The organism is Arthrobacter sp. MYb221 (genome assembly GCF_002979835.1).
GTDB lineage: Bacteria > Actinomycetota > Actinomycetes > Actinomycetales > Micrococcaceae > Glutamicibacter.
Window position 1 is genome coordinate 226,253 of the sequence record NZ_PCPW01000006.1, and the last position, 22,064, is coordinate 248,316.

The following is a 22,064-nucleotide window of genomic DNA, read 5'->3' on the forward strand; positions in this document are numbered from 1 at the left end:
CGATTCGCGCGCCGCGGCCGTGGCGAGCCTGGGCAACCTGTTGCAGGTAGACGAGTCTGGCACCCGGGCCGTCCTTGATATGCAGGCCCGCCGCTTCGCCGGTGAAGAACGCCAAAAGCTAAACGAACACTTGACCGTGCTGCGCGCCCAACTAGCGGCCCGGGAACCGTAAAACGACTGGATAAGCTCAATGACATGGGCATACAGGGTTTTCCCAGCAAGCTAAACCTGTTCTTCACCCTGCGTTAACCTGATGTAGGGCAGGTGGCCAACTCGGCTTCCTAGGCTCATGGATGTGAGTAAAACCGACAAGCCCAGCGTCCTAGCGATCATCCCAGCCCGGGGTGGTTCCAAAGGCGTCAAGCTCAAAAATCTACGCACCATCGGGGGCATCTCCCTGGTGGGCAGGGCCATCCTTGCGGCGCGTTCTGCGACGACAGTCAGCGAAGTCGTGGTCAGCACCGATCATGAACAAATCAAGGCCGAGGCCCTCGCCTACGGGGCCACCGTGATCAGCCGACCGGCAGATATCGCCGGAGACACGGCTAGCAGCGAAGCGGTGCTTCTCGATGTTTTGTCCAAGGTCTCCGACACTCCGGATATCACCTTGTTCATTCAATGCACCAGCCCGCTGATCGATCCTGCGGACCTGGACGCTGCGGTGGGCGCGGTCCGCGACGGCGGAGCCGAAGTCAGCTTCGCCGCGGTACCCGACCATGGATTTCATTGGACCGCCGATCCCCAGGGGCTCGCGCTGGCCAGCGGACATGACGCGGCGAACCGGCCGCGCCGCCAAGACCGCGAGGCACGCTGGCTGGAGACCGGGGCGTTCTACGCCATGGAGACCGCCGGGTTCCAGGCAGCCAAGCACCGGTTCTTCGGCCGAGTTCGCATCTGCGAGGTCGCCCCGGAACACGGGATGGACATCGACACCGAAGCGGACCTGGCGCTGGCGCAACTGCGCGTCCCGCAGCACAGCGAACCGATCCTAGTTGATGCGGTAGTCACCGATTTTGACGGGGTGCATACCCCGGACACCGCCTACGTGGACGAACACGGTACCGAAACCGTGCGCGTCTCGCGCTCCGATGGCATGGGCGTGGCCCGGCTACGAGCGGCCGGCGTGAAGTTCCTGATCCTGTCCAAGGAACGCAATCCGGTAGTCGCCGCCCGAGCGGCAAAACTGAATGTCGAGGTCGCCCACGGCATCGACAACAAGGCCGAATACCTGGCCCGCTGGCTGGTCGACGAGTCGATCAACCCGGCCCGCGTTGCCTATGTAGGCAATGACATCAATGATCTGGCACCTATGGAGCTGGTCGGCTGGCCGATCACGGTCGCCGACGCCAGCGACGAGGTGCATCGAGCCGCACGGCACCGCCTGACCCGCCCCGGCGGGAATGGTGCGGTCCGTGAGCTCGCCGAGCTGGTCCTCGCGGCCCGCTCCAATCCTCAAGTTTGAATTCCCAAGTTTTCCCAATGAAAGGCAAGTCAATGACCTCCGTGAACACCGAAATCAAGCCAGTAGCCATCGGCGAATCCCTGCTCGGCACCGGCCAGCAGGTTTACGTCATCGGCGAGATCGGCATCAACCACAATGGCGACATCGAGATCGCCAAGCAGTTGATCGACGTCTCGGCCGAGGCCGGCGCCAACGCGGTCAAGTTCCAGAAGCGCACCCCGGAGATCTCCACCCCGATGGACATGCGCGACAAGATCCGCTCCACCCCATGGGGCGACATGACCTACCTGGACTACCGCTACCGCGTCGAGTTCGACCAGGCACAGTACAAGGAGCTCATCTCCTACGCTGCTTCCAAGGGCCTGCACGCCTTCGCTTCCCCATGGGACGTTCCTTCGGTTGAGTTCATGGAAGAGCAGGGTGCAGTCACCCACAAGGTCGCCTCGGCCTCGGTCACCGACATCGAGCTGCTCAAGGCCCTCGCGCAGACCGGCAAGCCAATCATCCTGTCCACCGGCATGTCCACCATCGAGCAGATCGATACCGCGGTGGAGACCCTGGGCACCGACAAGCTGGTTATGATGCACGCAACTTCCACCTACCCATTGCCTCCAGAAGAGGCAAACCTGCGCATGGTCGAGACCCTGCGCGAGCGCTACCAGGTGCCGGTAGGCTACTCGGGCCACGAGCGCGGCCTGCAGATCTCGCTGGCAGCCGTCGCCTTGGGCGCGGTCACCGTCGAGCGCCACATCACCCTGGACCGCACCATGTGGGGTTCGGATCAGGCTTCTTCGCTGGAGCCAAAGGGCTTCGAATCGCTGATCCGCGACATCCGCATCCTCGAGCAGGCCATGGGCGACGGCGTGAAGAAGGTCTTCCCGGGCGAGCTGGCACCGCTTTCGCGCCTGCGCCGCGTCGACGCCTAGCCACGGCACACAACCGGCGGTTGGACTCACCGACGGGTCCAACCGCCGTTTATTTTTGCCCCGCCTAGCCCAGAAGGAACCATGAGTTTGATCCCCGGTCGTATATCAGTGGTGATTCCCGCCTATAACCAGGAGGAATACATCTGCGATGCCCTCACCTCGCTGACCCGCCAAAAGCTGGGCAAGTGGGAACTAGAGGTGCTGGTGGTCGATGATGCTTCCACCGATCAGACCGCGAATCTGGTGCTCGGCTACCAGCAGAAGCTCGAGGGCCTCGAGCTGGTCAGCCTCACCGAAAACGCCGGAGTCTCCGCGGCCCGCAACGCCGGGCTCGAGCGGGCCACCGGCGAATTCTTCACCTTCCTGGACCCGGACGACTGGTACGCTCCGGAACACCTCGCCACCCTGGCCGCGGCCTTGGAAGACCTGCACGTGGACTTCGTCCGCACCGACCACGTGCGGGTGACCGGAACTAACCGGGTGCTGCACCGCGCCCCGCAGGCGCTGCGCGGCCTGCCCCTGAACCCGGCAGATGATATCGAGCCGATCGACTCCCCCTCGATGGTGGACTATGCCTTCGTTTGGGCGGGAATGTATCGCACCGAACTGATGCGCAGCAAGGACACCTACCTGTTCGACGCGGACTTGCACAGCGCCGAGGACCGGCTGTGGCTTTGGAAGCTGCATCTGCGCACCAGCCGCTACGCGGTGATCTCCTACCCCGGAGTGTTCTACCGCCGCGGGTTGCCCGGTTCGCTCACCCAGGTCTTCGACCAGCGCCAGCTCGGCTTCATTCCGGCCTATGCGCGGATCCTGGAGGAGGTGCGTGCCCATGAGCACGCCGACCGCCACCTGCCCAAGGCGATGCGCCAGTTCTTCGCGATCGTGTGCCATCACGAGAAACGCGCCAAGCACTACCCGCCACAGGTGCGGCTAGAAATGAAACAGCAGCTACGAAAGATATTCACCACCATCGACGTTAATATTGCACAACAGGTAGCGCTCGAAATGGATATTGCGCGCCGCCGCCACATCCTTTCCTTCCTTCAGGTCGGGGCCGCTAAATGATCGCTTTAGTCGAGGCCAGCAGCTATTTTCAGTTAGCTTCCCTGGCCGCCATGGCCGACGCCGGACTGCTGCCGCAGGCAGATGAATATGTTCTGGTGCTCGCCAATGGCTCGCAGCTGCCCGAACTGACCACGCCCCTTCACGAAGCCCCGGGATTCGCCGAGCTTGCCGCCCGATTCGATCGGGTGGTGGATTTCGCCGCGCTGATCTCCCCGCGCCGGCCTGCCCAGTTCAACCCGCGCGAAGACGAATTGCTCATCTTCGAACGCTTGCTGCGCAGTGCCTGGGATCTGGGAGACGAACGGCTGACGCTAGTTCTCGAATCGATCCAGGTAAACCCGGCTCGGGCGCTGGCGCGGATCTTCTTCGACGCGTCGATCTGGGTGCATTCGGACGGTCTGATGTCCTACGGTCCGACGCGCAATAAGCTGCAGGTCCCAATGGCCCAGCGCCTGGCCGGGACCATACACGTCGATCTGGTGCCGGGCCTCGAGCCGCAGCTGCTCGCCGAGCAGCAACCATCACGCTTGGTCTTGCAGGGAACCGCGCTGGCGCCGGTCTTTGCGCAACTTGCACGGGAGGCGCAGCTGCAGCTGCCCGAGGGCGCCGCCCTGATCCTCGGCCAGTATCTGGGTTCCCTCGGCCTGATGGATGCCGAGGAAGAACTAGAGCTGCACGAGCAGATGCTCCGAGCCGCCAAGGACCGAGGGCTGCACACCATCTTGTTCAAGGCCCACCCGTCGGCCAGCGCCACCTCGGCGGCCCGATTGCGCGCCCGCGCCCAAGACCTCGAGCTGGATTTCCATCTGCTCGATACCGATCATCTGGCCGAAACCGTGATCCTCGCGGCGAAGCCGGAAGTTGTCATCTCCTGCTTCTCCACGGCGCTGGTCACCGCCCACTATGTGCTCGGTACGCCGGTTCAGGCCGTGGGTACCGCCAAGATGCTGCAGCTTCTCGCCCCCTATGAGAACTCGAACCGTATTCCGCTATCGATCATCCACGGGCTCTTTGTCCAGGACCTGCCGGCTCCCGCTCGCGCCGGAAGCATCGACATGCTCAGCGACTTGCTCGGTGCCATTTCTTATTGCATGCAGTCCACGCAGCTCCCGCATTTGCGCCCGGTCGCCGAGGCTTTCCTCGCCGAACACTACGGCGTGTTTTCCGCCCACTTCAAGCGTCGACGCATCACCAAGCTTGCGCTGCCACCGCAGTGGGCCCACTTGCAAGCACGTCGTTCGGTGCCGGCCAAGGTCCGTGGCGTATCCCGCCACATGCTGCGCCACGGCTCACGGACCTTGGACACCATGTCCAAATCCCTGAGTCGACTGGCAAAATGAACGATACGATGATCAAAATTTCCCAACCCGACACCCAGGAAGTGCCACGGCCACGCTTTGGCACCGCCCATGTGTGGGTGGAATCTCCCCTGCAGCTGCTCTCGGCCGTGGAAACTCACGCCGCCGGATTGCTCGGCGATGAGGTGCGCATCATTCCGCGGCGCGGGATGCCGCTGGAGGCAACCACCGGCGCACTGCTGAGAAATTCGCCGGCTGGTTTGCACTTCATGCCCGCGGCCAAAAGGCCACCGCAGCCTAGCTCGGCGCGAGACAGGTACGTCACCGGCGATGCCTATTCGGGCCGGATACAGCGCACCATGCTGACCGGGGTCAAGGCCAAGGAAATTGTCATCATCGATGATGGGCTGGCCACGTTGGCGCTGATCCGGCAGCTGGTCAGCGAGGAACCTACCGCTGTGGTGCGCGCCCGCGCGAAGAACACCGCTGCCCGCGTGGGCCTGGGCTTGGCGATGTGGCACCGGCTGCGCGGCTTGGCTCGAGAGGGACGTCTGCTGATCGTCTCTGCCTTGCAGGTTGAACCGGAAATCAGGAAGCGCATGGATGCGCTGGGCATCAAGTTCGCCCAGCACAGGTTCGAGTGGCTAGCTACTCAACCCGTCGCCGAACGATTCACCGAACCGACCTTGCTCATCGGCTCGGCCATGGCGGCGGACGGAATTATTCATGCCGCGCCGTATCTGCAATGGATTCGTTCCATCGCCGCAGAAGGGCCAGTAGCCTTCTTCCCGCACCGCCGAGAGACTCCGCAGATATTGGAAGAACTACAGCAGATTCCCAACGTGGTGCTGAAGGAGCATACGATTCCGATCGAGATGCGATTGCGCGATTTGCGTCCCGGACAAGAAATCAGGGCGCTTCCTTCTACCGTCATACCCTCCTTGCGCCTCCTGCTCGGTAATGAAGCACGTAACCTGTACGCGCAACCGGTGCCGGATCATTGGTGGACGCCGAGCACCTCGCAAGATCTTCGTGACCATCTATCAAGCTCGTTGAGGGTGTGACGATCCTCGTGAAACCAGCAATTCTTGCGGTCGCGGATTCAGACTCGTATCTGAAACTCGCCACCACATTCCTGCACCGTCTGGGCCCGAGTTGGGACCGTCGCGTCGTATTGGCGCGCACCCCTGTCATGCCCACCGAAGAACAGATCGCCGCAGCATTCGAGGGAACCGACCTCGACCCCGCAGATCTAGAGGTCTTAGCCTTGAATCAGTTCAATGCGCAAACCGTTGGCGAAGATGTCGTCTTCGCCGCCGCCACTGGGCCAGTGGTCGCCGAGTTGTATGCTCGAATGCTGCGCACCGAGCCGGTGGACCAACGACGCACCGCGCTGATCTCCGCGCTTCCCGGGGTCGCCTATCCTGCCACCCGCAAAGGATGGAATTACCGCCGGCCAGGTGACGCATTCATCTGCCATTCACACGCCGAGGCGCGCGATTTTTCATTTATGAACCTCGACCACGAGGGTCATCAGCCAACGATCATGGTCAGCAAGCTTCCCTTTCTGCGTTCCTCGGGTTTTCCCACCAGTTCATCTGCCCCGATCAAGCGACTGGTCTTTGCACCGCAGGCCAAGGTGCCTGTCGGTAAAACCGAACGCGAGAGCATTCTGGTCTCGCTCGAGCAGGCCGCTCGGCTCAATCCGGGACTGGAAGTCATGGTCAAATTGCGAGCGCGCGCTGGCGAACCGCAGACGCATCTCGAGGCCTACCCCTATGACCTACTTTTTGAAGAGCTTGTTCGCTCTGGCCGGTTGGGAAAGTCCACGCATCTGCGCTTCGTGACCGGCAGCATGTCTGAAGTGCTTACGGAGCATAGCGCGCTCGTGACCGTTTCATCCACGGCAGCGCTCGAGTCGATCGATCGCGGATTGCCGACCATGGTGCTCTCCGACTTCGGCGTAAATGCCCAGATGATCAACGTCGTTTTCGAATCCTCCGGATTGCTCGGTACTCTGCAGGACCTCGAGGACCTGAACTTTGAACCGGCAAACAAGCCCTGGCTACGAGAAAACTATTTTCACCGTGTGGACAACACGTTCAATGAATCTTTGACCATCCTCGCGCATCGTGCCCGGGGCGGTCAGCTAAAAACAGATCCCGAGATTCTGGCTTTCATCAAGCACCAACCACTTCGTCAACGGGTCCGGACGGCACTTCCGACACCAGTGCTCAGGGTATTGCTGAAAATTCGCAGACACATGAAGTTGTCACGACAATCAAACCCAAGGTCCATGTCATGATCAAAATTATCTATGCGAGTGACGTAGGAAATTCGTTATTCTTTCAGTAGCAGTCATAGGCATAATTGGCTTTGCTCTTGTACAAGAATAGCTCCTTGATCCGCCTTTTCCCGGATTGCTGCATGCCAAACTCACCACGATCAGCCTGCCTTCCGTTGAAACATCCGGTGATTGCAACCACTATGGGAATGTTTCTTGGCCAAAAGGTCTTAAGATCATTAAGGGCCCATTAATAGACTGTGCTATCGCGCGGTCATTTTGCCCACAGATTTGTATATTTCATTAGGAGTTCATGTGTCGGCGAGCCCGATTCGCGTTGCCATTGTTGGTGTGGGTAACTGCGCCACTTCCCTTATCCAAGGTGTCGAGTACTACCGAAGTGCCGACGAAAATGCCTCTATTCCGGGCCTGATGCACGTGCGATTCGGTGATTACCACGTGGCCGACGTTGAATTCGTTGCGGCATTCGATGTGGATGCGAAGAAGGTCGGCCTCGACCTATCCGACGCTATCCTGGCCAGCGAAAACAACACCATCAAGATCGCCGACGTACCAGCCACCGGTGTCACCGTGCAGCGCGGGCCCACCCTGGACGGTCTGGGCAAGTACTACCGGGAGACCATTGAAGAGTCGACCGCCGACCCTGTTGACGTCGTCAAGGCGTTGAAGGAAAACAAGGTCGACGTCATGGTCTGCTACCTGCCGGTGGGTTCCGAAGACGCAGCAAAGTTCTACGCTCAGTGCGCTATCGATGCAGGCGTTGGCTTCGTCAACGCCCTGCCGGTCTTCATTGCCGGCACCCCGGAGTGGGCACAGAAGTTCACCGATGCAGGCGTGCCAATCGTGGGCGACGACATCAAGTCGCAGATCGGCGCCACCATCACACACCGTGTGATGGCCAAGCTCTTCGAAGACCGTGGCGTGGTGCTTGATCGCACCTACCAGCTGAACGTCGGCGGCAACATGGACTTCAAGAACATGTTGGAACGCGATCGTTTGGAATCCAAGAAGATCTCCAAGACTCAGGCAGTCACCTCGAACACCTCGGCCAAGCTCACCGCTGACGACGTGCACATCGGACCTAGCGACTACGTTGCCTGGCTCGATGACCGCAAGTGGGCGTTCGTTCGCCTCGAGGGACGCAACTTCGGTGATGCTCCGGTGAATCTGGAATACAAGCTAGAGGTTTGGGACTCGCCAAACTCGGCCGGTGTCATCATTGATGCTGTGCGTGCAGCCAAGATCGCGCTTGACCGCGGCATTGGCGGCCCGATCCTGTCGGCTTCGAGCTACTTCATGAAGTCCCCACCAGAGCAGTACGACGACGAGTCGGCTCGCGCAAAGGTCGAAGCCTTCATCCGCGGCGACATCGAACGCTAGAAAGTCCCCCGGGACGAAGCAAAAAAGATCCGTGCGTGGAATTCTGGAATAGAGTTCCATGCACGGATCTTTTTGTATGCTCCTTCTATAGCGCGCGGCTTGCCCCGGACGCGGAGAAGCCCGCCGGCTGATAGGCCGGCGGGCCTCTGCTGAATTGTTTGCGAGTTCATTTCGCACCCCTTCCTGTAGTTGGCAACAACGGTAATGGCGTTGAGCTCAACTATCGGATACGGAGGTACATTTCCGGTGGCACATGGTTGACCAACTCCCGCTGACTTAGTCGGCGGTTTAATTCGGCACTATCAAGTTGCTTCCGGTTCTTAGCAAAACGCTTTTTCATTATTGTTCCCTCCCTTCTAAACAGATCGGGGAGGTGGGAAGGTCCTGGTGCGTAGTAGAAACTGCGCGAGCTTTCAGGCTTTCGGGACCTGCGAAGATGAGTTCCGAGGTTCGAACGGCCCGTTGAACAGAGCTATCAAAAAGTGGAGCAGACATGAAAAAAGTTCCTAAGGGAGAATGTCGATTACTGACTGACCGCCCCAGGAACTTTTGCTTGAATTCGTAGAAGTCTAGGAATCCATCATTCCGGAGGCAGGGGAAACGCCATGGCGCGCGGCAAAGCCGAACCAGCAATTTGAAAAGGCCATTTTGCCTGATCGCATGCCGCCATAATTCCAGTTATCTCGATTTGTAATCACGTTTCCCACCTCCTAAAAATCTGTCCGAGTCAATCGCGCAAAAGCCCGAGACTCACTTAGTATTGTCTTTTTGATCCGCAAGTCTCATTGAGACTTCCCAATCACAATATTCAGCATACATGGAGAATTTCGCACGCGCCAGTGATTTACTCAAATTCTTCAATAAGTTTCTTTAAAGCCGTGTAGGGACGCTCTGGGCCTGCCCCAAAACGTCCCTACCTGCGCTAATTGCAACTACTATTCGGCTGCTGGTTGCTGAGATTCCGGTTGTTCCGCCCACCATGCACGGAGTCTTTCTGCGGCGACTTGCTCTCCCAGCGGCCCGTCATCCAAACGCAGGTTGAGCATGAAATTGTAGGCGCGACCTACCAATGGCCCGGCTTTAATGTCCAGCAAAGCCATAATCTGTTCACCATTCAAATCTGGACGAATGGACTTCAGCTCTTCCTGCTCGGTAATTTCAGCTATCCGCGTCTCTAGATCGTCATAGGCAAATCCGAGGCGCTCGGCCTTACGGCGGTTGCGGGTCGTGACATCCGACCGGGTCAGGCGGTGCAATCGCTCAAGCAGTTCGCCCGCGTCGGTCACATAGCGGCGCACAGCCGAATCGGTCCAACCGGCGTCTCCATAGCCGTAAAAGCGCATGTGCAGTTCAACCAGGCGCGCCACCGCTTTGGTGGTGTCCTTGTCGAATCGCAGGGCGCGCATGCGCTGTTTCACCAATTTCGAACCGACCATGTCATGGTGGCGGAATGAAACCGCGCCATTGGACTCGAACTTACGAGTTGCAGGCTTTCCAGCGTCATGCAGCAACGCCGCGAAGCGAAGAATGAAATCTGGCCCTGGAACGGGGCCCTCGCTATCGGTTTCATGTCCTATGGCTTGTTCAAGCACGGTCAGCGAATGCTGATAGACATCCTTGTGCCGGTGGTGCTCATCGATTTCCAAGCGCAGCGCTGAAACCTCGGGCAGCACCTTGTCTGCCAAACCCGAATCGACCAGCAAATCTATGCCCGCACGCGGGTCGGCTCCGTTGATCAGCTTGATCAATTCGTCGCGTACTCGTTCGGCAGAAATGATATCGATGCGCTCGGTCATTTCGCTCATCGCCTGGCGAACCTCGGAGGACACCTCGATGCGAAGCTGCGATGCGAATCGTGCGGCTCGCATCATGCGCAACGGGTCATCCGAGAAGGAGATATCGGGGGAACCTGGAGTGCGGATTAGTTCATCGCGCAGCGAACTGACCCCGTCGAAGGGATCCACCAGTTCCAAATCGGGCAGACGTAACGCCATGGCATTCATGGTGAAGTCTCGGCGGTACAGGTCATCATGCAGGTTATCGCCAAAGGCAACGATTGGCTTGCGCGAATCCTTGTCATAGGCGTCAGCCCGGTAAGTCGTGACCTCTAATGTGTGCTCACCCTTTTTCAAGGCGATGGTCCCGAATTCGCGTCCCACATCCCAGATGTTGTCGGCCCATCCCGAGATCACCTTAACGGTTTGCTCCGGCTTCGCGCTGGTGGTGAAATCCAGGTCGGGAGAGACACGGCCAAGATAAAGATCGCGGACCGGACCACCAACCAGGGAAATCTCATGACCGGCACGAACGAAACGATCGGCGAGCTCGAAAATGACCGAAGGCAGGATCTGGCGCAGGGCGTCATGAGATGGAAGTGCGTACATAGTTCCTTAAGCGTGCCAGATTTCTGGTGTTCTCGCTTGAAAAATCGCGGAACTTCCTTGCGAGATACCTCTCTTGTCCAAGTCGCTAAGGCGTAGATCGCCAAAAAGTCGATAGAGTGGTTTCATGAACCGTCCGATCCCGTCTGCCCCAAAGCGCACGCCATTGACTGCGTCAATGGCTTCTGCGCAGGCGTCCGGCGGTCCTCAGACACTTCCAACGGTCGAAGAAGTTTCCTCCGGCGGCATTGTTATTGACTTTGACAACCCTGATTTTCCAGTCGCAATCATTGCACGGTACAACCGCGGTGGACGTTTGGAATGGTGCCTTCCTAAGGGGCACCCCGAGGGCGAAGAGATCAATGAGGAAGCTGCCGTCCGCGAGATCGAAGAAGAAACCGGCATTGCCGGTCGTATCCTCGCTCCGCTGGGCTCTGTGGACTACTGGTTCACAGTAACCAATTACCGGGTTCATAAGACCGTGCACCATTTCCTCCTGGAAGCCACCGGCGGACACCTCACGATCGAGAACGACCCAGACCATGAGGCGGTAGATGTCGCATGGGTACCCTTGAATGCGCTCGGTAAGCGTCTTTCCTTCCCTAATGAACGCCGGATCGCTGACCTGGCACGCGAGGTCCTTACGAAGTATGTCTCAGGTTCCTAATTCACCGCTCAGCCCCGATCAGCCGAATACCGGAACCCACGAACAGGTTACTGAACTAGCGACACCAGCGGCCCCGGCTTCCGGTGGAAGATCAAAAACCTATGCGCTGATGGCGTCGGGCACATTGGTTTCCCGCATGCTCGGCTTCGTCCGCACCGCCATGCTGGCCATGGCCATTGGTTCGGTCACCTCGGTGGCAGATATCTTCGAGAAGGCGAACGTCATCCCGACGATCATCTTCATGCTGCTAGCTGGCGGCGTCTTCAACGTGGTGTTGATTCCACAACTTATCAAGGCCTCCAAGGCCAAGGACCGTGGAGCCGCATACACCTCGAAGCTAGTCACCCTCACCATCGTGGTGATGGGTACGCTGACGGTTGTGCTGACCTTGTGCGCCCAACCAATTATCATTGCGCTCACTAACAACTGGACCGATCCGATGATCGCGCTCGGCACGGCGTTCGCCTATTGGTCCTTGCCACAGATCTTCTTCTACGGGCTATATGCGGTGCTTGGGCAGGTCCTCAATGCGCACGGCAGATTCGCCGCCTTCATGTGGGCTCCTGCGGCCAATAACCTGATCCAATTATTGGTAATCGGCTCGTTCATGCTGGTCTTCGGCGCCTATTCTTCGGGCGATCCGATGGATTCTTGGAGCACCGGAAAAACTATATGGCTTGCCGGCGGTGCGACCCTAGGCATCATCATGCAATCTCTCGTACTGCTCTGGCCATTGAAGAAGACTCACCTCAAGCTCCGCTTCGATTTCTCCTGGCGTGGGATAGGACTGCGCCGGGTCGGCCGGCTAGCTATCTGGACGCTGGCGGCGATGGTCATCGGCAACATCTCTTCTTTGATCTACTCGAAAATCGTCTCCGGAGCGACGGCGGCCCGTACCGAACTATCTGCCGAACAGGCCGCCTCAGTAGCCGGCGAATACGCGCTGAATACCTCGCAGCTAATCACCGTGTTGCCACATTCACTGTTCGCACTGACCGTGGCCACCGTCCTTTTTAATGACTTCACCCGAGCCTTTGCCGACCGCCGGCGCAAAGATATCGGACCACTGCTCAACCAGGGCATGCGCTCTACCGCAATCCCTATCATTTTCTTCACCGTGGTCTTCATCGTATTGGCCGGTCCGTTGGGGCGCCTCTTCGCCGGCAGTTCCGAAAATTCCGTTCAAGCGGCAGCCGCCATCGGCCAGTTGCTGGTCCTCACCGCTCTGGGGCTTCCGTTCAAGTCGATCCAGTTCTTCATGTTGCGCGTCTTTTTCGCCGACGAAGACACCCGGACTCCCATGCTGATCCAGAGCAGCATTGCCGCGATCGGTCTGATCGGCGCCGTGTTGGCAGCCTGGCTGGTCGACCCGATAAATATTGCCGCAGCGATTGCCTTCATCTACGGCATCACCAATGTCATCTCGGCAGTCATCACGCATTATCTGATCAAACGACGCTACGGCGACTATGGCGTCACCAAGGTCATCGACACCTATATACGAATCGGTTGGATGGCCACCCTGTCTGCAATTATTGGCTGCATTCCCCTGGCTTTATTGGGTGGTTTCAGCTTCGGATTCGCTTATGAATCGCTGTTCAGCGCCGCTGTCACGATCTGTGTTGTGGGCCTAGTTATGGCCATAAGCTTTGTGTTGTTGTTGCATCGGACCAAGGTCCCGGAGCTCGCCGGATTCCTCGGCCCGCTTATGCGCAGAATTCCGCGCCTTTCCAAGCCGTGATTCTGCTCAAATGACCAACAAATGACGGGTTTGGGCAGGTAACATGAAGGATGGTGGGTCTGCCTGCCGTTCGAAGCAATCAAACCTTGGAGATGCACGTGTCGCAGCCCATCGATGTCGGTTCTGTCCTTAGCGGGCGCTACCAGGTCACCGAAACCGTTCTGACCACAGCCGAGGGAGATCTGGTGCTTGGCGGCATCGATCAGGTGCTCAACCGATCGGTCAGCATCGTGGTCGCTTCCGCGGCCAACTCCTCGCAGCTGGCCACCAGCGCGCGTGAAATTGCCATGGGCGAGCGTCAGGCCAACGTCCAGGTACTGGACCTTGGGATCACCGAAACGAATCAAAGCTACTTAGTGGCGAACGTCGCCCGCTCAGCCGACCTGCTGGATCTGGTGCTCGAGGCACAAGACGCGCCGTACGTCGAACCGTTCTTCACTGATACCCTGGGCACCGAGCTATTCGGCGAGTCCCGTCAGTCGGTACCCGAGACTTACGAAGACGATGCTGAATACTACGAACAGCTGCGCTACGAAGACGAGCCTGAAGAACAGAACAAGGTTGGCAACGCGCTGAGCAGCGGGTTCGCCGGTTTGAAGAACCGTTTTGGCCGCAAGAATGCCACCGCCGCGGAATCCGTCGATGAAGACGAGTACGTCGAAGAAAATACCGACGATCAGACCGCACCCAATGCCCAGGTAACCACCCCCACGGTGGCAACCCCGATCTCACCGGCAAACAAGGCTTCTGCGACCCCTAAGCCCAAGGTGACCCGTCTGGACGACGATGAGGAACCCAATGTCACCGCAACGGCCGCCCTCGCGGCTGCGGCCCAGTCCAAGGGATCTGCTCCTAAGAAAGAGGAGCCGAAAAAAGAAGAGCCAAAGAAGCCTGCGCAGAAAAAGGCAGCAGCTATGGCCGGCATCGCCGCAGCTTCCGCACCGAAGGCTTCTACCTTCCCTGCAGCCGCCAAGGGCGTTCCTGCACAGGACGTTCCAGAGCCACTGGAGGAAGAGGAAGACGAAGGCACCTCGAAGGGCGTACGTCTGCTCGTGGGCGCCGTGCTGATCGCGGTGCTGATCATCGGCATCGTTTTCGCCTTCAACTTCTTGGGTGGCGCAGGTAAGGACACAACTGCCGATCCTTCGACCGCCCCGTCCGAAACCGCGGCCGCACCGACCCAGGACGAGGCTGAAACGCCAAGCGAGCCTTCACTGCCGGCTCCAAAGGTCGATGATGTCTCGCGTCTGGTGCCAGGCAACCAGCAGCTTAATGCGGAAACCGACAACACCCTCGGCGACATGATCGACGGCAATCCTTCGAGCACCTACAAGACCTACTCGTACACCACCAGCAACTTCGGTGGCTTCTCCTCGAATATGGTCTTCATCCTGGAGCTTGAAGAGGAATCGGGAATCTCCGAAATCAATCTCGAGGGCCTGAATGCCACCGGTGGCGACTACGAGATCCTCGTAGGTACCTCAGATGATCTGGGCGATGCGAAGTCTGTGGCCAAGGGCTCGTTCTCCGGTCCATCGATCTCCGTTCCGGTCAAGGGCGATGACTCCGATCAGATGGCAGGCACGCACGTATTCCTCAACGTCACTGACCTGCCACGCCGTGCTTCGGGCGCCAATGCCTCCCGTCCATTCGGCTTGCAGATCGGCGAGTTCTCCGCCAAGTAACAGAAGCGGAATTTTTTACCAAAGCAATGCGTTGAGGTGGATAGTGAGGTTAGACCTTGCTATCCACTTCGCATTATTAGAACGAAAGGGTTCTACCCTCGTGACTTCAGCACAGAACGACGAAATCCGCGACGTAATCATCGTCGGCTCCGGCCCGTCGGGTTATACCGCTGCGATTTACACCGCGCGTGCGAACCTGAACCCGTTGGTCATTGCCGGCTCAGTCACCGCCGGTGGCGAACTGATGAACACCACGGACGTCGAAAACTTCCCAGGCTTCCCCGAGGGCATCATGGGCCCTGACCTGATGGACAACATGCAGAAGCAGGCCGAGCGCTTCGGCGCCGAGGTGCTCTTCGATGATGTCACCGAGATGCAGCTCGACGGCGAAATCAAGACCCTGTCGTTGGCCGACGGTACCGTGTACCGCGCCCGCACCGTCATTGTTTCCACTGGCTCTGCCTACCGCGAGCTGGGCCTTCCAGACGAAAAACGCCTCTCCGGCCACGGTGTCTCCTGGTGTGCTACCTGCGATGGTTTCTTCTTCCGCGACCAGACGATCTCCGTCATCGGCGGCGGCGACTCCGCAATGGAAGAAGCTCTCTTCCTGACCAAGTTCGCGGCAAAGGTCATCGTGGTGCACCGCCGCAGCGAACTTCGCGCGTCGAAGATCATGGCGGATCGCGCCTTGGCACACGAAAAGATCGAATTCGTCTGGGACTCCGAGGTTGTCGGCATTAACGGCGAAAACAAGGTCAACGGCCTCGTCGTGAAGAACCGCAACACCGGCGAAGAGTCCACCCTGGATGTCACCGGAATCTTCGTAGCCATCGGCAATGATCCACGCGTGGATCTCGTCAAGGATCAGCTGGAGCTAACCGCAGAAGGCACCATCGCCGTCGACGGCCGTTCTTCGCGTACTTCGTTGCCTGGTGTTTACGCAGCTGGCGACGTCATCGATTCAAACTACCGTCAGGCAATCACCGCCGCAGCTTCCGGCTGCGCCGCTGCTCAGGACGTCGAGCATTACTTGGCCAACGTCAAGACCCCGGCCAAGGTAACCAACTAATAATTCGCAGAAAGGGGTTCACTCACATGAGTAACGCTAAGGCAGTAACCGAAGCAACCTTCCAGGCAGAAGTTCTGGAGTCCGAGAAGCCAGTAATCGTAGATTTCTGGGCAGAGTGGTGCGGTCCATGCCGTCAGCTGAGCCCAATCCTGGATCAGATCGCTGAGGAGCACGCAGACAAGGTCACCATCGTAAAGCTGAACATCGATGAGAACCAGGCGATTTCCGCGAAGTACGGCATCACCAGCATTCCTGCAATGTTCGTTTTCAAGGATGGCGAGCACGTCGCCTCCTCGCTCGGTGCTAAGCCAAAGGCTGTCATTGAGAAGGAATTTGCAGAATACCTGTAGATCCTAAGTAGTTGTCAAAATAGGCGTTGAGCTTTCGAGCTCAACGCCTATTTTTGTCCCTACCGCTAGTCAGGGCGTGGTGGCTATGCTCAGAAAACGCGCCTCAGAGCTACGACGTATTTAACCAAGTAATATAGCTTGTTTTCTCTCAAGTAAATTGGAGATTTCATTTCCATGTGTGTTTGTTGGTCAGATTCAACATATCGACGGAAAACACGGCGCTCACCCAACCGGCTGCAGGTAGCACGTGCGCTTCGATCTCTGGCTACTTCAACTTTCTTCGAAGCAACCCGTTAGCGTGCAAAGTAGTTTAGAGCACCTTCCAGATATCGATAGCCGCTTACCAACATGAGCATCTTCGGCGATTACTTTGCATAGATGACGACATCCGCTAGCGGCACCAATCTTCTTACCAGTCATGAATCCCGAGGCTGCCATGCACAAGTCGATCCTCGTTTGAAACTCAGTAGTGCTAGTCAGAAGTGAACTCATCTTTAAAATTTTCATGTTCCTGATTCCTATGTTGCTTGGGATATAGACCAGGAAAATTCAGGAAAAAGACTACCTTCGAGATTCGGCAGTAGAAGACGTGCAACGGTGCCTTGCGAGCTCAAAGAAGAAGACGCTGGATGGGGGTCTCTCAATGTAACGGCCCGCCCTACGACGTACCTGGCAAGCGTCTCTCCTCACTGAATGTGTCAAGTAATCAGGACCAGAAGCATGGAGCGAGAACGGACCGGATGGACCTCAGAACGTTCGCAACCATGTGTCGCTACTCTACTTCGATACAGCAAGTCCAGGAGACCGGTCCACGTAACCGGTACTGGTGTACCAGTTATTGAGAATTGGTGACCGCTGAACTACCTTCGCTGTCCAGTCGCTGCACTCGTGTTAGAGCGTCGATGCCAAGTCGTGGATATCGACGCGGTTCGGCTAATAAGGCGCTATCTCGGATACCCGTTTCTCTTTTGCGCTGACTAGCAACTCACTGAGCTTTCTCGGGAACGCGGCAACGAGAAGAACCGATCGGTCTTCATTGATTCGATTACTGGTGAGAAAGCAGGCTCCTAGAAGCACGCGTATTGTTGGGGTCATCTATTGGGAAAACGCAGGTCCAGTTGTACCTCGCCGAGATTATCAACGTGACCTATAGTCGTCGTAAGTAGTTGGTCGTTCAGGGGCCTTCATAGTGTTGTTGGCAGCCCACGGTGGACAGTTCCCGGGTCTGACGATAGCGCTGCGTCTGTGTACTCGAACGAGTGGACGCATGATGCCACGGTAGTTTGCCATCCGTCCTCCTAGAATAGATTCACCTCCCCCAAGTAGAGCATTTGACTCATTGTGAGGCAGCAATAATGCCTTCCAGCGGCCTTGCCAACGAAACACGAAATCTTCCGTCTGAGCCACCCTTAGAGCCCTTGAAGACCTCTGAATAAGCAGACCCTCTATGGGGAGACTTTCGGCGGATGTCGTAGAAAGCGAAGCAACGCCCGTATGGCTCGACGGCAACAGGCTCTGCACTCACTACAAGCAATCTGTCTGGCCTGCCAGGTTCAATTCAGGGGTTCACGCGGATACGAACTTGGATCGGTTTGTTCAGCATAGGATCTGGGTTGAGCCGGGCAACTTCAACATGTAGGTGCAACCCTCATGTCTACGGATCAAGGGTGTTGTTGAATATTAGTAGGTTTGGGGACCACCCAATATTGCCTTTGAAAGCCAGCGTTATTGCCGTTGGGGACCAGCAGCTGCCCTGAAGGGTGCCACTGGCCGCCAACGGTATTCCTTTCTATACGAGGTTCAACTGCTCACGCATGTTGTACGTCCCGGTTTCGCACCACGTCGTATTGTGAATGATTCGATCCATAATCGCGTCCGCATGCACCCCAGAACCAAGCCGCTGATGCCAGAGGCTTCGTTGTCAGAGGATCAATACACGTGTCGCTCCCGGAACTGTTCCACCTTCTGGTGGTTAGTTAGGTCCCGAGATCTGCCAGTGAAAACTTGACGTTAAGAGTGAATGTTCGTTGGCGCAGCCGCAATCAGTTCTGAAATCGACCGAACCTCATTTATCAGACAATCAGGTCCGCCCGCCCCCGATCGTCGAACGGTGAATACCATGTCGTCTCGCAAATAGCGTTGTTTCACGTGAAACAAACGTCATTTCTGGTCTGGCCTCGAAAGGGCTAGATTCCATTCTGTCTTCCGTTGATTGACGTTCGAAATCGCGCGTCGACGATCGCCGTTTTCAATAATGGAAGGGACCAGTAGCGCACAATTCTGTACCCGAAGAACATATTTGCGTCCTGTGCTGACATGGAGCGGCTTTTCTCGTCGCCAGCTATACAACACCATGGATTCTGTAATTCCAACCTTTAAGTGAGTGAAGAATGTTTCACGTGAAACACGCGCAGATGATGAGTATCAGGAGGACCGCGAACCGAACTGCCCCAAGTGTAGTGAAAAATATCAGCACTACGCCTAGACGGTAGCAAGAACTATAAAAACCGTTTCGTCGCAGACGCCATTGTAGAACCTGGCGCCACATCCCGATTACCCGTAATGAGTTCCAGAATCACTGCGGGAGCAGCCAGTGATTCGGTCGGATGTTCTCATCGATTCGTCAGGTGCCTAATCTGGATAGATGACCTTTTGTCCCACACTGGCTTTCAGCGAGAAATCACAAGTGCACAGTCATCGTTTTTGAGCGGAACTCCTAGTAGCTCTCAAACGCCGGCAAACGAGAACGAGATGCAGACAGCCGATATTTGCCTAGTACCTCTCCCCCACTACATCTGGGATAAGCCCTTCATTTCGCACCTGTCCCGATTGCGCGACATGCTGGATGCTACCGATATTTCCGTTGGGAGACGGTACCTACTTGTGCCGGAGATACAGCGGCCGCCAATGCGAATGTCCATGCCCAACAGCACGGATGATCTCCAGTATTCTGAACCTTTCGAAAACGTTCCAGATGGTACCGCGGAAGAGCCTGCCCATCTCATCTCGCAACGGATGCCGATGCCGAGTAACTAAGTCTCCAGACACTGAGTACAAGATAACGTTGAGCGACAACAGCGGCGTGCATATCTCCAAGCAGCAACGTTCCGAACCAGAAGCAATTTTTCCTTGGCACATGCCGGCAAGACTCCATCCATCGCGACGTTATTCTCATCGCTATGGACTTGTGGAACGTAACCGTAGCCATTGAATCCTTCTCGCGAAGTCTGCCAGGCTTCTTTCGTCGGGTCGGGCAGCCTTCGGCAACGTAGATCCCAACGATGCCGGTGAACCCTATGGCAGTGCCCAAAGAGAACATTCATGTTTCTTTGGGATAGTCCCACACGTAGTACCGTCGGTTGCCACAGGAGTAGACGTTCAGAAAAATACGATCGTGAAATCGCTCGGGAAGCGGATCAGTTGAATATTTGACGATTTGAAAGCGCCAATATGGCCACTCAGAACCGCCAATGGCGCCCCTGAGAGCCATGAATTGGAATCCTTCCGCCATATGACAACATCTGTTGGAGGGAGCAATGCAATTGGTGCGATAAAACAATGCGAAGCTGACACGCTTGCTTCCCGTCGAAGGAATATCGGGGCGGAGTATCGACGTCTCGCGAAACATCTTCAGAAACAACGCATACAACGTCCTAGATGCCGAATTAGAAACCGAAAACACCGGAACGGGAACCCAGGCAAACTATAGGAACCTGTTTGGTAGTTTTTAGTCCCTGGCCTCGGGGAGCATTAGGGCTCGTTCACTCCGCCTGACTGGAATACGGTGTCTAAGCAATTCCCGAGAGTCGGAGTGACACTCAAATTCCTGCATGGACGCGATCATGGAGCGGATCGGGCAAAATACGATCTGAGTCGATACTACGAGCTACAACATGAGGGAGAAAAGGTCCTTGGACTAGGCTATAGGATGTTGTTGCGGTTACGTGGTGCCTCCCGAAAGGTTCGGGCCCTCAACAAGCACATTGGTGGCTATGGAAGGGTATATCCGGAGGCTCCCATACCTCCAGATATTCGATCAGTATTCATTGAGTATGGGATTTGGAGCTACCGCGCGAAAGTACCGAACGCAACTTCAATCGAAGCGTGTGCCGTACTGTCGGAGTGACATCAGATCACCGATCATTCCGAAGGTATGCATCCCGTCTGCTACGCCCCTGATCTCGTCAGTCGGACCTGTCTACCGCTTCTTGGTAACCTCTACATCGGACACTTGTTCAGCGCTCAAGAACTGAAAGGTCCCGATATTTCACATACGCCCTACTCCCCTGATCTTCTTCGTGACTGGGGTTCCACCATGGGTATCACTAGAAATTGCTGCAGGATAGAAGCATGCACTCCCATGGTGCAGCTGGACTTCCAAGGATATTATTCGCCGTGATCGATTGGGCGGTGCCAAATTCATTCAGAAGTATCTTGTATCTAGTCGTGATGCCGATCCAACTATCGATATCATCTAAGGATTGAGCTCGAACCGCTACAGCTTTGACAGTGTTGGCGGCAGGGTTGAGAAATATTGCCATCCGACTTGTCTGAACTGAAATTCAATCAGCGTGTTGGATGTCGTAGGTAATCTCGATGTCGGTGTTGGACTTCAGATGCGCTGCAGGCGCCCCCTGGCAGAGCATCTAGAGATTATCCTCATCATCGGTTCTCAGTACTTACTATGATCACTCTATGATTTTGGGATTCGATCCAGCCCGCTAGTTCCTTCTACATTGGTGACACGCAATGTAGTTCCGATGTCAGCCGAACCATGGCGCCATGTTTCACGTGAAACAGAGCATGCCCCATATCCAAGATATTCTGATTTATTGAATACGAACCGGAGCTTTAGCGAGACCAGCACCGATCGCGTCTAGCTAATTTTAAACCGAACACGCTCGAGCATTCGGAGCTCAGTTTGGACCTACGGTCAAATATCAGCGTCCTCGACGCCACTGGAAAGCCGATGATTCTATGCGTGAATACATGAGTATTCGGAGCCTTGAGTGTCACCGAATATTGCCTTTCGATCCGTACCACTAGATTCGAGGGTAAGCGTCGGAGCTGGCAAGGTAGCAAGGTAGCAACACTATCCGACCAACCCACCTCGATTACTTCTACACCAAGAAGATGCCTTCGGCTATCTACCATCCGAGGAACAGAGGGAATGCCCATGCCCTCTGTTGAACGCTGCCAAATGGAATCTTGTCAGTCGCTCCGTCTCTGGTGCTAGTCGAAGATCTGTGAACCTAGTTGTTCTAGGACTCGAAAAATCGCTTTGGAGAGCTATACCCAATGCGACGAAAATGAATAGCACCGCCCACAGACAATGCTGTTGCAATCATCACTCGGCATGTTCACAAAAAATCCTGCCCGTAAACCGTTGCCGGTACAGAATAGATAAAGCACTGAGGTACCACAGGATACGCAACTCCGAAGGCTGGTGGCACTCACAGCGTGGATGACGTTTTTATGCCCCCTAAGGCCTGTATTTAGGGCAACGTGCAGCTGGTTATTTTACGGTTCTAGGCAATGAAGCAAAGTAGACCAACGGATCCTCTGGATCACGGAGTCTATAGTACCTCCCCCGATAGGAACGCATCGGTACAATATTCGAGTGTAGTGAATGTCTGCCCCCTGGCTTATCCTCATTGAATATTTGACTCTTTGAGAGCCACCGATATTGCGATTCAGAGCCGCCACGTCGAGATGACGTTATTGTCTTTCAG

At 56.6% G+C, this 22,064-nt stretch carries 14 protein-coding genes; 13 read left to right on the top strand and 1 reads right to left on the bottom strand.

Annotated elements, in window-relative coordinates; all coding sequences use genetic code 11:
• Nucleotides 1-19: 19 nt before the first annotated feature.
• The 8 genes from CQ015_RS18965 (at nt 20) to CQ015_RS09850 (ending at nt 8,439) form a co-directional block, all read left to right on the top strand.
• Complete coding sequence (locus tag CQ015_RS18965; protein ID WP_181150391.1) at nt 20-172, top strand: hypothetical protein; 153 nt, start codon at nt 20-22, stop codon at nt 170-172.
• A 123-nt stretch (nt 173-295) separates the two neighbouring features.
• Nucleotides 296-1,462 carry a cytidylyltransferase domain-containing protein gene (locus tag CQ015_RS09820; protein ID WP_374955689.1) on the top strand — a complete coding sequence of 389 codons (1,167 nt, stop codon included), beginning with the start codon at nt 296-298 and terminating at the stop codon, nt 1,460-1,462.
• A 32-nt stretch (nt 1,463-1,494) separates the two neighbouring features.
• Nucleotides 1,495-2,388, top strand: a complete 894-nt coding sequence (locus CQ015_RS09825; protein WP_096282878.1) for an N-acetylneuraminate synthase family protein — start codon at nt 1,495-1,497, stop codon at nt 2,386-2,388.
• 81 nt (nt 2,389-2,469) lie between these two features.
• The gene (locus CQ015_RS09830; protein ID WP_096282880.1) at nt 2,470-3,456 is read left to right on the top strand and encodes a glycosyltransferase family 2 protein; all 987 of its coding nucleotides are present in this window, start codon (nt 2,470-2,472) and stop codon (nt 3,454-3,456) included.
• Nucleotides 3,453-4,796 (top strand): polysialyltransferase family glycosyltransferase, encoded by a 1,344-nt coding sequence (locus CQ015_RS09835; RefSeq protein ID WP_096282882.1) that lies wholly within the window; start codon nt 3,453-3,455, stop codon nt 4,794-4,796. Before CQ015_RS09830 ends, CQ015_RS09835 begins: the two co-directional genes overlap by 4 nt.
• Nucleotides 4,793-5,818: a hypothetical protein gene (locus tag CQ015_RS09840; RefSeq protein WP_105650024.1), complete on the top strand. Its 1,026-nt coding sequence runs from the start codon at nt 4,793-4,795 to the stop codon at nt 5,816-5,818. Before CQ015_RS09835 ends, CQ015_RS09840 begins: the two co-directional genes overlap by 4 nt.
• Before the next feature lie 8 nt (nt 5,819-5,826).
• Nucleotides 5,827-7,059: a DUF6716 putative glycosyltransferase gene (locus tag CQ015_RS09845; RefSeq protein WP_258138156.1), complete on the top strand. Its 1,233-nt coding sequence runs from the start codon at nt 5,827-5,829 to the stop codon at nt 7,057-7,059.
• A gap of 294 nt (nt 7,060-7,353) precedes the next feature.
• A complete protein-coding gene (locus CQ015_RS09850) occupies nt 7,354-8,439 on the top strand; it encodes an inositol-3-phosphate synthase (protein WP_105554042.1) in 1,086 nt (361 codons plus the stop codon).
• A 935-nt stretch (nt 8,440-9,374) separates the two neighbouring features.
• On the opposite strand, the gene CQ015_RS09855 is transcribed toward CQ015_RS09850, so the two are convergent.
• A complete protein-coding gene (locus CQ015_RS09855; RefSeq protein ID WP_096282889.1) occupies nt 9,375-10,823 on the bottom strand; it encodes a CCA tRNA nucleotidyltransferase in 1,449 nt (482 codons plus the stop codon).
• Between the two features lie 124 nt (nt 10,824-10,947).
• On the opposite strand from CQ015_RS09855, the gene CQ015_RS09860 reads away from it, so the two are divergent.
• The 5 genes from CQ015_RS09860 (at nt 10,948) to trxA (ending at nt 16,332) form a co-directional block, all read left to right on the top strand.
• Nucleotides 10,948-11,487: an NUDIX hydrolase gene (locus CQ015_RS09860; RefSeq protein WP_105554043.1), complete on the top strand. Its 540-nt coding sequence runs from the start codon at nt 10,948-10,950 to the stop codon at nt 11,485-11,487.
• Complete coding sequence (gene murJ, locus CQ015_RS09865; RefSeq protein WP_258138155.1) at nt 11,471-13,228, top strand: murein biosynthesis integral membrane protein MurJ; 1,758 nt, start codon at nt 11,471-11,473, stop codon at nt 13,226-13,228. Before CQ015_RS09860 ends, murJ begins: the two co-directional genes overlap by 17 nt.
• Before the next feature lie 98 nt (nt 13,229-13,326).
• On the top strand, nt 13,327-14,913 hold the full coding sequence (locus CQ015_RS09870) for a hypothetical protein (RefSeq protein WP_146112483.1): 1,587 nt from the start codon (nt 13,327-13,329) through the stop codon (nt 14,911-14,913).
• Nucleotides 14,914-15,013: 100 nt separating this feature from the next.
• On the top strand, nt 15,014-15,982 hold the full coding sequence (gene trxB, locus CQ015_RS09875) for a thioredoxin-disulfide reductase (RefSeq protein WP_105554046.1): 969 nt from the start codon (nt 15,014-15,016) through the stop codon (nt 15,980-15,982).
• 26 nt (nt 15,983-16,008) lie between these two features.
• A complete protein-coding gene (trxA, locus tag CQ015_RS09880; protein ID WP_096282898.1) occupies nt 16,009-16,332 on the top strand; it encodes a thioredoxin in 324 nt (107 codons plus the stop codon).
• Nucleotides 16,333-22,064 lie beyond the last annotated feature (5,732 nt).